Source organism: Coleofasciculus sp. G2-EDA-02 (genome assembly GCF_040226375.1).
In the GTDB taxonomy this organism is placed as follows: domain Bacteria; phylum Cyanobacteriota; class Cyanobacteriia; order Cyanobacteriales; family Coleofasciculaceae; genus Coleofasciculus.
The window spans coordinates 1-14,681 of record NZ_JAVKEW010000232.1 but is presented as its reverse complement, the minus strand read 5'-3'; the positions used below and the strand labels follow the sequence as shown (position 1 = coordinate 14,681).

At 47.1% G+C, this 14,681-nt stretch carries 5 protein-coding genes; 1 reads left to right on the top strand and 4 read right to left on the bottom strand.

Annotation, left to right across the window (positions count from 1 at the left end; translation table 11 throughout):
- Positions 1-130 precede the first annotated feature (130 nt).
- Positions 131-2,908 (top strand): PAS domain-containing protein, encoded by a 2,778-nt coding sequence (locus RLO19_RS26830; RefSeq protein ID WP_446360436.1) that lies wholly within the window; start codon positions 131-133, stop codon positions 2,906-2,908.
- 74 nt (positions 2,909-2,982) lie between these two features.
- On the opposite strand, the gene RLO19_RS26825 is transcribed toward RLO19_RS26830, so the two are convergent.
- The 4 genes from RLO19_RS26825 to RLO19_RS26810 all read right to left on the bottom strand — a co-directional run.
- Positions 2,983-3,210, bottom strand: coding sequence for a hypothetical protein (locus tag RLO19_RS26825; protein ID WP_446360435.1), 228 nt, complete (start codon positions 3,208-3,210; stop codon positions 2,983-2,985).
- Positions 3,211-3,451: 241 nt separating this feature from the next.
- Positions 3,452-8,041: an isopeptide-forming domain-containing fimbrial protein gene (locus RLO19_RS26820; RefSeq protein WP_446360434.1), complete on the bottom strand. Its 4,590-nt coding sequence runs from the start codon at positions 8,039-8,041 to the stop codon at positions 3,452-3,454.
- A 105-nt stretch (positions 8,042-8,146) separates the two neighbouring features.
- Positions 8,147-10,183: an OmpA family protein gene (locus RLO19_RS26815; RefSeq protein ID WP_446360447.1), complete on the bottom strand. Its 2,037-nt coding sequence runs from the start codon at positions 10,181-10,183 to the stop codon at positions 8,147-8,149.
- Positions 10,184-10,972: 789 nt separating this feature from the next.
- On the bottom strand, positions 10,973-14,681 hold a 3,709-nt coding region (locus RLO19_RS26810; RefSeq protein WP_446360433.1), incomplete at its 5' end, for a hypothetical protein.

Sequence of the window (14,681 nt, the reverse complement as noted above, 5' to 3'; positions counted from 1 at the left end):
GGATACCCATTATCTGGTCTGAAATGCTGAGCAAGTCGCCCCAACGCCGTAATTAGTCTTGGGTATAAAAAAAGGACGTAGCTGGCTTAGCGCTTCGCGAGTATAACATAAGACATAAGACAAAGGAAAAATGACGAATGATCAAGGACAACGGAAAAATAACAAAGGCAGTATCCTGGTTGTAGATGATACTCCGGCTAATTTGTACCTGTTAACCGATATGTTATCCAAGCAAGGGTACAAAGTCAGGACTATCCCCAATAGCATTCTGGCGCTCAAAGCTGCCAAAGCCAATCTCCCCGATTTGATTTTGCTGGATATTGTCATGCCACAGATGGATGGCTATCAAGTCTGTCAGTCCTTGAAAGCAGATGATAAAACTAAAGATATTCCGGTTATTTTTATCAGCGCGTTGAAAGAAGGGTTCGATAAAGTTAAAGCCTTTGAAGTGGGTGGGGCAGACTATATATCTAAACCGTTCCAGCTTCAAGAAGTGATGGCGCGGGTTAAGCATCAATTGCGTCTAAGAACCCAAGCAAAACAACTCTTGGCTAAAAATACCCGACTGAAACAAGAGATAGTAGAACGCCAACGTATCCAAGAAAAACTCAGCCATAGTGAAGCTTCTTTAAAACAAGCCCAGACAGTTGCCCATATTGGCAGTTGGGATTGTGATTTGACCACGGGAAAAATGACTTGGACAGAGGAATTGTTTCGCATTTGGGGACGTGATCCTCAACAGGGTGAACCCACCCATGCTGAACTGCTGGAGACGATTCATCCAGAAGATCAAGACCTGTGGAAAAACGCCGTAGACCGCGCGATCGCACAGGGGATAAAGTACAATCTTGACTTCCGCATTATCCGAGGTAAAACCCATGCTGCTGATGTGCAATCTCTCCCTAGGGGGAATCAGGGAAGTAGTGAAGTGCGCCATGTCGAGGCAAGAGGTGAACCTGTTGTAAACGAACAGGGGCAAGTGATCAGACTCTTCGGAACAGCGATGGATATTACTGATCGCAAACATGCCGAGATGCTGCTGACTGGACAGAACCAGATTCTGAAACTGATTGCCTCTGATGTACCTCTCCCAGACATCCTGGATGCTTTGGCAAGGTTCGTTGAGGAACAATCGGGAAAAATGCGATCGGCGTTTCTGTTGCTGGATCAACAGGGTAAATTGCACTTCGCCGCCGCCCCCAGTCTACCCGAAGAGTACACAAAAACCATTGATGGTCTAGCGATTGGTGCAGATGTTGGTTCTTGCGGTGCAGCCGCCTATCGTAAGGCGACTGTAATTGTATCCGATATTGCCAACGACCCGTTGTGGGTAAACTTCCGGGATTTGGCATTATCCTACGGACTTAAAGCCTGTTGGTCGATGCCGATTTTGTCGAGTGATGGCATGGTTTTGGGGACTTTTGGTGGGTATTATGACCAACCGCAGACAGCAACCGATCTCGATCAAGACTTAATCGCCCAAACAATTTATCTTGCCACAATTGCCATTGAACGCCAGCGATCGCAACAAGCTTTGCACCAGACTCAAGAACGCTTGCAGCTTGCGTTAAACGCTTCTGGGGATGGGTTGTGGGATTGGATGATCACAACGGGAGACTTTTATATTGACCAGCGTTGGAGTGATATGTTGGGGTATGAGTCCGATCAACTTCCTACAGATATCAGCACTTGGGAAAACCTGATCCATCCCGATGATAAACCTTGGGTGATGAACCTGTTACAGGCGCATTTAAAAAACTGCTCAATTCCCTACCAATTTGACTATCGACTGCTGACGAAATCCGGGAAATGGAAATGGGTGTCTAATTATGGTAAAGTGGTTGCTTGGGATGAGAATGGCTTACCCGTGCGGATGAGTGGGACGCATAGAGACATTAGCGATCGCAAACAAATCGAGATCGCCTTGCAGCAGTCTGAAACTAGGGAACGGGAAAAAGCCCAGGCATTGCAACAAACCTTAAAAGAATTAAAACGCACTCAATCCCAACTGATCCAAACCGAGAAAATGTCCAGTTTAGGGCGCATGGTTGCAGGTGTGGCACACGAAATTAATAACCCGACTAACTTTATCTTCGGCAATCTGACTTATGCCCGTCAATACTTCCGAGAATTACTCGCACTGCTGCAACTCTACCAAAAAACCTACCCCAGTCCCACACCAGAGATTCAGCAACTGAGTGACGAGATCGACTTAGAGTTTCTCATCAAAGATTGGTCAAAGCTGATCAACTCCATGCAGTTGGGAACTCAACGCATCGAACAGATTGTGCGATCGCTAAAAAGTTTCTCAAAATTAGATGAAGCCGAGTTAAAACAGGTGGATATCCATGAAGGTTTAGATAATACGCTATTTATATTACAAAACCGACTCCGCGCCGAAGGGAATCGTCCGGAAATCATCGTGTTCAAAGAGTATGGTCAACTCCCTCAAGTTAACTGTTATGCCAGTCAGCTAAATCAGGTATTTATTAACATTTTAGATAATGCCATTGAAGCCTTAAGCAACCAACCTGAACCCCAATGGATTAAGATCACGACTGAAGTATCTACCAATAGGATAGGCGAGACAAAAGAATTAATTCAACACTCAAAACCAGGTTCCCTCGAAAGTCCTGAAGGGTCAAAACTGTCCCCATGTATTATTATTCGCATTGCTGATAACGGATGTGGGATGAATGAAGACGTGCGTCAGCATATCTTTGACCCATTTTTTACAACCAAGCCTGTCGGAAGTGGTACAGGATTGGGGTTAGCCATTAGCCATCAAATTATTGTGGATAAACACAACGGTAATATTAGTTGTGTTTCTAGTCTAGGGAAAGGAACAGAATTGATGATCGAGATTCCCTTAAACTTGGCAGAACTATCCTATAGCCCCTTTGAGTAGATCGGTCTAAATCAACTCAACGATATTAAATTTCATAAACAACACTCAATCCCTTACCAATGAAAAAGGACGAATTACTGGAGAAGCGAGTTAAAAAGCGCTAATGAAGTCCGTTTTGCTGTGAGTAAAATCGCCCCGACAATTATAAATTTTATCGCTAGTGGCGCTAAAATTAGATTCAACACCAGACAAAGCAAAGCGATAATCGTTGCCCCTACCTGCACCAATTCCTCTGTGACATGGGTATGAATATAAACGGCGACGAGAGCGATCGCGAGAATCAGGAGAGACGGTATAATCATCGGACAGTGCTTCTATACAGGTTTTGGTGGTTATTCTGATTATCGACTAAATCCCTAAGTGAATACCTCCGTAAAAGTTCTTAATATGAATACGCTGATTGGCTGAATTCCTCGCGTGGCGATTTATTAACCACAGTTAGTGAATTCTAATCAAGAATAAGTCAATTGTCAATTACCCACAGAACCTCTGTAGGGGCGCGACATGTCGCGCCCCTACAGAAGGTGGTTTAACTGATTTTATCTAATCAATCCTGACGCGGAAGCGGACAAAGCCAATATTATCTGGGCTAATTGTTGACACATTTCCCACATTAACTAATACTGATCCATCTGGATTATTGGGATTGGGACAGAACGTATTGACTGGGGTCAACTCTCCGAAAAATGTGCCTAAGTCTGCATCTAAGGCATTAGTCAGACGGTTATCAATTCCCGCTTGATTCAACAAAATCCCTTCACCCGGTGAAAAACTATCCGAGATAAAGGTTGTGCCTTCGGGAATCGCGTCACAAACCTGAACACCGTTAACCGTTGTCCCACCATCGGAGAGGAAGTAAATCGTGTATTCCACATCATCACCGCTTTGCAGGGTATTTTCCGCTCCTAACTGGATAATGCCCACAGGCGGACGTTGAGTCCAACCGGCTGCATCGTCATCGGGGTTAGCTGGGTCATCGTTAAAGCTGTTGAAGTCAATACCACTAATCGGTACACCATTTCGGGTGATATTGGTAATCCGCTTGACTAACCGCAGACGTGGATTGCCAGGACTACCAACTGTGACAATAGTCGGCTCATCATCACCAGTACCGGGAAGGTTACCCTGATTTTCTCGATCATCATTGATTTGCGGCAAATCTGGTGTGCCATCATCTCCTAACCCCGAAAGGGCATCGGTGAGAGAGAACTCTACAGAACCGCCATTAGATTGGGCTGTGGCTTGGTTTTGAATTTGTGTACCAGCCCCAGCCGTGACACGGACACTGTACATGATCATGACTTGACCGCCGCCAGTTCCTAATTGTCCTAGATTATTGCGATCACTCAGGTTTTGATCCGTGGTGCCATTGAAGCTGGGATTCCTCTGTACCGTAGTATTCCTCGCAGGTCCACTGCCATCCACACGCCGGAAGTTATAACTATCGGTGACAAAACTCACCTTATCGGCTTCGATTTGATCCGTGATTAAGACGTTAGTAATCGGAGCATTGGCTCCAGGGTTGGTGTAGATGATCGTATATTCCAGGGTATCACCCGTAGTCACCGATCCACTACCATCAGCATCGACAACCAGACGTACCGATTTACTTCCGGTAGGAGTTACGGGGCTGACAAAGTTGAGAATTGTCGGGTCGATGGGACTATTATTCGGTTGGTTTACATTACCCCCTTCACCTACAGAATCAGGGTTTCCCGGCTCATCCCCAGAACCTGGTTGTCGGGGATTGCGGGTATCACTAGCATCGGTGCGGGCGGGATTCCCACCATCTCCCTCAAAATTGACTAGCCCTTGGTTAGTAATTGGATTAGCCGCCCCCGGTAGAATCCGGGCGTTGAACGTGAGAACGACTTCACCCGTTGGCGGTAATGTTCCGGGATTGGTGAACTGAATCGGGCTACCTGTGCCGTTAAAACTGCTAGCCGGTAGGCTTGAGGCAAGGGAAAATCCGCTATTGAGATTAATTGGGTTAGAACCGTCGCGTAAGATTCGCACCTGAATCGGCAAGATTTCACTCAGAACTACGTTATTGAGAGTCCGAGTCGGGTTGGGATTGCGAACGATAATTGTGTACTGAATATCATCACCGATGGTGAGACTACCACTGTTATCATTGTCTCTCAAGAAACGCACTGATTTATTAGCGACTGGGCGCGTGGGCGTCGTTGGCTCTTCGATTGTCAACACCGTCGGGTCATCAAACCTGGGATCGGAAGGATCACCACCATTATTAGTTTGCGGTAAATCTCCAGGTCTTTGAATGGCATCGGTAGGAACAGAGCGAGTCCCGGTATTATCTTCAAAGTTAGCAACGGCTTGGTTGGTAATCGAACTTCCAGGACCTGCGGTGATTTGTGTGCGATAGGTGAATACAACTTGACCACCACCACTAGCTAAATTGCCCGGTGGTTGATTGAGGACATTGTTGGTAGGAGCTGTGCCGTTATAGTTGGGATTAGCCGTCACCATTGTCCCAGGGGTGACATCAATGTCCAAACTGCCAGGAACAAAGCTTAAACCACTAGCTATTGTGTCCGTTACCTGGAAGTTGGTAATGTTTGTCTGAGGATCTGTGTTGGTATAGGTAATCGTGTATTCCAGAATATCTCCGGTGCTAATCGAACCACTACCATCAACGTCTTCAGCTAGACGTACCGATTTTGTTCCGGCTGGATTGACGGGTGTGACAAAGTTCAGAATCGTTGGGTCGTCTGGACCTCCCGCAGGTTGGTTTACATTACCCCCCTGGTTAACAGGACCTGGGTTTCCGGGGTTGTTTCCAGATCCTTCTTGATCAGGATTGGTAGAATCACTAGCATCTGAACGAACGGGATTTCCACCATCACCCGCATAATTTGCTAACCCTTGGTTGGTAATTGGACTGGATGAACCCGGTAAAATCTTGGCATTATAGGTTATCGTCACTTGTGCGCTAGGAGGTAGGGTGCCACCATTGGTAAACTGAACAGGTTGACCGGTGCCATCAAAACTTGTATTGGGCAATGTTGGCGCTAGGGCAAATCCTAAATTATCAGGGGCGTCGATATTAATTGGATTAGAACTATCTCGCAGTATGCGAACCTGAATCGGCACAATATCGCTAACCACCACATTATTAATGGTGCGAGTATTGCTGGGATTGCGGACGATAATGGTATATTCCACATCGTCACCAATAGTCAACGCTGAATTCCCATCATTATCTCTGAGGAAACGCACCGATTTATTAATTACAGGCGGTACAGGGGGCGTTCCTCCGCCTATGGGAACGGTGGTTGGGTCTTCTGGAATATTCGGATCATTGGGATTATCTGGCGTATCAGGATTATCTGTCGATACAGGTGTTCTCACTTGTTCACTAGTCACCGTCGCTGTATTGTTAATCTCAGTGACGCCTTGGGGTAGGGGATTGTTGATGGTGACTCGGAATGTAACTGTAGCCGTTCCTCCTCCAGGAATATCTCCCACGGAACCCCCAGTGGGACTCACGAATCGTAGTGTGCCATTTACAACATCAGCAATCGGATTGCCATTTAATGTAGCGCTACCAGGGACATAGGTGGTATTCGTGGGAATGTCTTCGGTGAGAATGGTATTGGTTGATGTACCAGTACCTGTATTTTGAATAGTGATCGTGTAGCGCAGTTCTTCACCCGGATCAGCCGCACCATTCCCATTGCTATCGATGGGTTCCACTGTCTTGCTGGGAACTAAGTTAACTGGGTTGGGATTAACCTTTACCGGTGTTGGATCGGGGAATTCCGGTGAATCTGGAAAATCAGAAACTGCACTCGTTGGTACACCGGGAAGATTGGGGGGTATTTCACCCACGATTCCTTCAATGGTAGCTTGATTAAGGAATGTACCTGGCAGATCGATATTTAGAGTCTGGGGTATCTGAACTTCTATCTCCAGTGTGGGTTCTGAGTTCCTAGGGACTGTTATACCTGTAATGGTCAATTCATTAGTGCCTAACCCAGTAATATCACCGTTAATTTGCAATCCTTCATTTTTGGTTATTCTTGAGAATGTGCGTCCGTCAGGAGGAGCAGTACCAGAAGGAAGCCTATCGGTAAAGGTAACCCGTGTAATGTCGAGTGAACTGCGGTTAATAAATCGGTAGGTATACGTTACTGTATCTCCAGCCGTCACCTCTGTAGGTGAAACAGTTTTCTGGACAACTGGAGCATAGGCACAGGAAGCACCATCATTTTGACTAACGGCTGGAGCTACGCTGCGTCGCCTAAATTCACCTGCACCACTACCGTTAATACCAACCTCAATACTGTATAAGACACCATTACCCGAACCATCATTATTTTGATAGGCGAATAATTCACCACTCGCATCAAAAAATATCGCACCAAAGGAATCTGGTGAATTAAATGTACCCGGAAAAAATGTGACATTAAGGGGAGTGGTTAAGTCTTCTACTCGCGGAAAGAATCCAAGCCGACCTACGTTAGTACCTACAGAGTTCCTGGCATAGCCATAGAAATTACCATCTACTGGATTAAAAGCAATGTCGGCAAAGTTAGGAGCACCATTCACTGTTGTGGAAGAGTTAAATGCTACCGAATTTGCTGAAACAGTTAGCCTAGCCAGGACTCCATTTGGGGGAGAGTAGACGTAATAATTACCCCTGTCATCAATATCCCCAGCGATAAATCGAGTATCTGCTGGAATATTATTCGTAGCAAGAGGAATGGAGCCAATTTGAGCAGTAGCGCCATTTTGCTCAATTCGGAAGACCGGAAAAGCCCCATTAACCGGATCTGGACCGATCGCATAGATAAAGCCATCTTGCACGTTAAACCCTATAGCATTGTACCGTGCTGTAGCCCCACCGATGCCCTCTAGTCTAAATGGACTCACATTCGTAATCAGTCGGTTGAGTCCAGTGGGATCTTGGGGATTTGCTGCTTGACTAATATAGAGCGTGGGATCGCAGGGGAATGGTGTTTGCGCTGAAACTGGCGGTGGCGCTCCTAAAAACGTGACAAAATTAGCCACATAAATGACTAAGGCGATAAATCGAATCCAGCGTTGTCTCAACCCAGAAAACGGCGATTTATCTCTATGAATAAGTCTAGGTTTTTTCTTGTGACGCATAGCAAATTTTAATTAGCTGTATATCTGGAAAACAAGGGGTTATCAGGTCTTTTGCTTCTTGACGAAATCTATTAAGCGACCTGATCAATGGATCTAAACTCCCCATTATCTTCCCCCTCCCGTCGGTTCAATTTGTAAGTCCGTTTCTTGGTCTTCAAAAATAATCTCCAAGCCTCTGAGATCCTGGAAAATAATTTCCACTCGGCGATCGCGTGCATAATCCACAACGCCGCTACCCGTTGTCCGGCGCTGGGTTTCGCCGAAGGATCGAATCGTCATCCGTTCTGGCTCAATTCCTTGACGCAACAGATAATTCCGCACCGCTAACGCCCGACGGTTTGCCAACGCTTGGTTATAGGCGACATTCCCGCGAGGATCAGTGTGTCCTTGTAGTTCAATGGTGAGGAAGGGATACTCTTGCAGAACCGCCGCTACTTGATCCAGTACCCCTGCACTCTCTGGAGAGATATCGGAACGATCTAGGGCAAAATGTATATTCCGCGGTACCCGCAGCGTCAGGGGTTGTGGAATTGGTGGTGTGAATTCTGCGGGGGGTGGTGGAGGTGTGGTTTGGCTGAGACATTGAGGTATCACGGGTGGTAATGGTTCTGGGTTTAGCGGAACTGTACCATCTGAGAACTTCACTGCTGCATTCAGGGCGGGTTCTGATGTCCCGTCTTGGGGGTGAGTCGCGATCGCACTAATGGTATCCCCAGGCTGTAACCCAGTCAGCGTAAAGCTAAATTGACCCTCCCCATCGGTTATCGTACTACCAATCGGTTCACTCAACGGACCATAGAAACTATCGGCGGTTTCCCGCACCCGATAGAGTTCCACCGTTGAACCCGGTTCAGCTTGACCAAATACTTCTATCTGATCACCCAACTGAAAGAACTCCTCGGAGACAAATTGGGGGGCATTAATCCCATTGTTCCCTGTAGTCTGGCGTTGGTATTTAGTAGTACGGGGGGGATTATGACCATCCCCGACTTGGAAATGAATCGGTTCCACATGCTGCTGCGTGTTCAGGTCAATACTCAACCCCTCCAATCCAGCAAAACGATTGGTTTCAATCACATTGCGATCGCTATCCGGATAAGCCGTCACCACCACACCGGGTCCCGGTTGATAGGCGATTTGATTCCCCACAACTTGGTGATTATTTCCCATCAAATACACCGCCGCCCGTCGCAGGCGTCTCCCATTAAAAATAATTTGGTTTTCGCGAATTTGTACCGCCCCTTCGGGTTTAAACAAATACACGCCACTTCCATCATTGCCACAAATTAAATTCCCGGTAATTTGAGAGTCATTAATCACCCCTTCCAAGCGAATCGCATCCGGCATTCCCTTAATACCATTCCCGACAATAATATTTTCGCTCACCTGTAAGTTATTCGCTTGCACGGAGGTAATAACCGCACTTCCTTCATGGTCACTAATCCGATTTCGGTAAACCGTTGTGCCTAAACTATTAAACACATACACCCCAAAAGCTGACGGATTTTCTGGCATTTTTCCATCCGGGGGAATTCCCAACCAATTGAACTCAATTCTCACATCTTTGGGCGGAATATCATCAGGATAAAAAGGAAACCTAGAATTCGGCTGTTGTTGCTGACTAATGTCCGGGGGCGGTGAAGTATGGGAAATAAAAATATCAGCCGGAGGGGTGGCTAGAGTTGTCTCTCTCACCGATTTAAAGCCATAAATACTCAAGCCTCGCACCGTCACCTCATCCGCTACAATTGTTAATCCCCGCAAAATCGATTGACCCGGTGTAGGGGTAATCGTCACAATCGGTTGGGGAATGGCAATTTCTGCCGTGGGTGAGGTTGTCGGATCATAACCCGGTTGGGTTGTCCCATCCACCACGAGTCCTGGAGTGGCTAAGGGGGGTAATAATTCATTCAGATAAATGGTGGTGTCTTGGGGGGGTAAGTTAAATTCAATTCGAGAGGATTGTTCAGAAGATGTAACCAGCGTCCTTTCAATATCACTTAATTGATCAACTGTCAAGTCACCATTGGTTAATTCAATGGCTTCCCGTAATGTGAGAAATTCATCGGGTGCAATTGTATCCTGAGGACTATTAACGACTACTCGTAAATTTGGTGATTGGGCTGTGGCTAATGTTGGCAAGGTTAAGACAGTTGCTAACGCTAAGGTTTGTAGTAAGCGATTTAGCGCTGCTAAAGGTATGCTGTTTGCACTTCTGGCACTAAAGTGCCGACTACGAACCAACTGGTTATTATGTCCGTCTAATACGATATTAGAGTTGATTATCTCCTTTATCGTCCAGTCCGCGAAGGCGGACTTTGTTTGTTTAGCGACTTCTAGTCGCCGGGGCAAAAATGATTCGGTATATTTTTTACGTTTGTTCTGGGGTTGGGCGAAGCATTCGCTATTAGCATTTAGCTGGGGAATCGAAACATCGGGGCGCGAATGCTTCGCCCCTACGAACCCTACGAATCCTACGAATCTGACGAATCTGACGAATCTGACGATGTTGATGGGGAATTGATTTTTTCCCCACCAATTTGTTGGGTGTTCTTTGTCCTCGATATATGTTTTACGTTTTTTCTGGGGTTGGGCGAAGCATTCGCTATTAGCATTTAGCTGGGGAATCGAAACATCGGGGCGCGAATGCTTCGCCCCTACGAACCCTACGAATCTGACGAATCTGACGAATCTGACGAATCTGACGATGTTGATGGGGAATTGATTTTTTCCCCACCAATTTGTTGGGTGTTCTTTGTCCTCGGTATATTTTTTACGTTTGTTCTGGGGTTGGGCGAAGCATTCGCTATTAGCATTTAGCTGGAGAATCGAAACATCGGGGCGCGAATGCTTCGCCCCTACGAACCCTACGAATCTGACGAATCTGACGAATCTGACGAACTTTACGAATTTTTGATTTAACACTATTGTTCACTCCTCACTCGTGGGATTTGCCACTGGTTCATTATTCGCCACGGGCTGTACTTGAGATTCTTCCTGCTGCGGCGGTGGGGCGACTTTTTGCCGTCCAAACCCATCAAAGAGTTCATTTACCTTAAATGTCACATTCAGATAAGGACCGCCTTCGGAACGATAACCACTAAAATCTCGGTCATCGACGCTACCGAAGCTATATCCCACCCCAACTCGTAAATCGGGGGTGATATAGTAACCGCTTTCCAGCGCCCAACCCCATTCATCAAAATTAACTGAGGGTTGACCAATCCAACGTCCTTCCACCGCTAAATCCATCCGGTATCCCAATCGATAGGTGATGCGTGACTGTCCCAAATAAATGGTGCTACTATTGCTGAAATTGTCGGCTAAATCTGTCGTACTGTGGCGCAGGGCAAATTTACCATAAAATTCCCAACGCCAATTGGGTGCATAAATCCCTTCACCAGAAAAGACGTGATCATTGGAACCCGTACCACTACCAAAGAGTAAAGTATCCGGAATCGTTGATGGATTCTGGCGATACTCATATCGCATTAACGCATTAAAACGGTCATCCAAAGGATTGCGGTAGGCTAATCCCAACTTGACCGAAAGGGTATCATCTAAGTCTTCTAAAAGTTGACTGGCTGAACTGGCTTGTTGGTAACGGAACAAAGCGGTTAACGAGGGGGACACTTTACCCAGCGCCGCTGCTGAAATGACGGTGTTATCACCAGCAGAACTATCCCGATGTTCCAACCTCGCTGATGCTTTAAAGTTAGGATTGGCGGTATATTCAACACCAACGTTAAAGGAATCATATTCTGTGAGTCCCAAGGATGACGCACTTTGACCCACCGCATAAGGTTGAGCGAAGCGATCGCCTGCTGCTGTGGCATTCAATATATCATTGGCGATGCGTTCATAACCGAAATTCACGCGCAATCCCGGCGCTAACAGTATACCGTGGTTGAGTCCCAATGCGGCTTGTCCAGTCATCCCATTGACCCCACCGATAACCGAATATCGGGAGGAGATGGACGTATTTTCCCCAAGCTGATATTGAGTAATCGTTTCCAGACTGGTAATCGAATTATCCTCTAAGAGTCCCCCATCAAAAAACTGATGTGCCAATCTCAGCGTCACTCCCGGTTCCACCGCCCAATCTAAACCAACGGTGGTGCGGTTGGGATAAAGGGGGTCACTTTCATCCAAGTTCAATTCGTTTTGCGCCCGGAAGGTGAGAACCTGATTCAGGGGAACATTCAGACGAGACACCAATTGACTGGCGTTGGTATCAAATGTATCGCCCAGATTGTCTTCTCGGGAACGGTTGACATATTCTAAAGTCAGGTCAGAAGTGCCAATTTTTTGTTGCACACCCGCCCGGAATGTGGTCAGGCTATTATCCACCCGGCTACCGGGTAACGCTTCCGTTGCCCGATTAAAGATATTATCGGGATTGAAGGGGTCAAAAAACTCAACTACACTGCGGTTTCGGGGAGAGGTACCGAAGTTATCCTCGTGATCATAACTGACTTGCACATTGGTACTCTGACTCAGTTGCGCCGCAAGGCTAGCGCCATAGCGAGTTTGACCGGGGGTAAAACTGGTTGTGGCATTATTAGCAAAGCCTTCTTCCACGGAACGGTAATAGGCTCGCCCTTGAATCCTATCGGCAAAAGCATTCACGGCTTCCAATCGATACGCATTCCCGGTAACTAATCCCATAAAGGGAGATTCATTGGTGGAATGACCATATTCGCCCACAATCCTTCCTTGAGTTCCCAAGGAAATCAAAAAGTCCGCGCCATAGAGTTCAAAGTCTCGGTCTCCCTGATTTTCCCGCAGATAGGTTGTTCCTACCCATCTTTGTTGTTGAAAGTCTTGGGAGAAGTTATATTGCAACCGTCCCCCATAGATATTGGTGTCGTCATCCGCTTCAAACTGATAGGTAACAATGATTCGCCGCACTAAGGTAGTGCCAAAGGGGTCAAATTCCGTGGCTTGAATCGGACGTCGGAATAGGAGTGTTCCTCGGTCATAATCAATTTCATAATCAGGACCGCGATAGAGGGCTTTGCGTTCAATAACGGTACCGGGGCGATTCAGTTGTTCGGTTTCAATGTAAACGTTTTCACTTCCAGGAATCAGCAGGCGGCGCGAGAGGAAGTAGTAACCACTGGTGCCATCAGGAACAATCCCATCCCGTTGAAATCCTTCGACATCGGGGCTAAATAGGGCAGTAACTTGCAGATTCCCCAGGTTATAATTGCCTTTAAACCCATGTAATGCCCTGGCTGTGGCGGTGAATTCCTGGGAGGAACGGCTAAATTCTGTGGTGTTGTAGTCCCCCCACATCCCATAGTCTGGTTCCGCCCCCGGAACCAGAGAGGAACGCTCGAAGCGCAGGTATACGCTGTCTTTGGAGGGGGTGAGATAATCAACGGTGGAACTATCCCCATAAACGGGGTATTGGTTTTCACAGAACTGGGGTCCCCGAAATAGGCGGGTGATCCCATCACAGGTTTCATTCAGGGGGCGATCGCTATTATAAGCGCCGGTGAATAACCATTCCCCAATCCGACCGGTGGCAAACACCGAACTATCTAGGTCAACTTCTAGACCATTGTCAATAATATCGGGATTGAGAAACTCACGGCGACTTTCCCAAAAGTTGGTTCCCGCCTCCCCAATCCGCAAATTGACCACCCCAGAGACTAAGGAAGGGCGCAGGTGGGTGACGAATTCGATTTGGGTATAGGCTTGGATGGGTTCAGAAAATGTGGGAATCGCGGCGCCCAGATAACTCTCTTCTCGGGTGATTTGTCTGATGTCTGGGACACCGAGTCGTTCAATCGCCGCCCGAATCCGGACTTTTTGGGCGTCTATACCGGATTGTAATCTGGCGCTAAATTGCCCATTTTTCGCCAGAACTTGAAAGCCGAGTTGATCATCATCGTAGTCAGCGCCGACAAACTTGCCGGCTTGTGCGGTGAGGGTGACGATGACTTCCTCTTCAATGAGTTCCCCTGTTTCTCTGGTGATACTGCCTTCAATGGTAATCGTAGACCGACCATCCGCTGGTACACGGGGGTCACCGACTGGGGTGAGGGTAATTTCGAGGTCTTTTTGATCTGCGATCGCGTCAACGGTAACCTGGAGACTGACGGGTGTGCCGTTATCTGGGGCAACGGTGATGGTATTGTCGCCCTTTTTCAAGGGTAAATTATACCATATTTGAGTAATAATGGGTTGAGTTTCATTCCGTTCGATAGTCGTCCGGGTTTGAGCAGATAGAGGCTGCTGATTAATCGTCACCTGAACTTGACTATCCCGATGATACTGAACCATCAAGTTGGTTGTGCGATCGCCAATTGTACCCGGTTCAGGGCTGAGAATGCGAACTTCACCAGGCGCCAATTGAAGCCCGTTATTGATGGTTTGTTGAGCCGTGCGGCTAAATTCATCCTGCAATTCTCCCAATTCCGACTCTGGGGTTTCTTCTTCCCCAGTTTCCGAGACGTAGCAGGCTACGTCTCTACATTGATCCTCTGCTCCAGACGCGCCATGGTGCAGGGCGGGTTTAGTCAAGTTATCGGTTTCTTGGGTAAGGTTATCAGTTAAACCCGCCCCTACAGATTGATCAAACTGGGCGGGTTTAGTCAAGTTATCGGTTTCTTGGGTAAGGTTATCAGTTAAA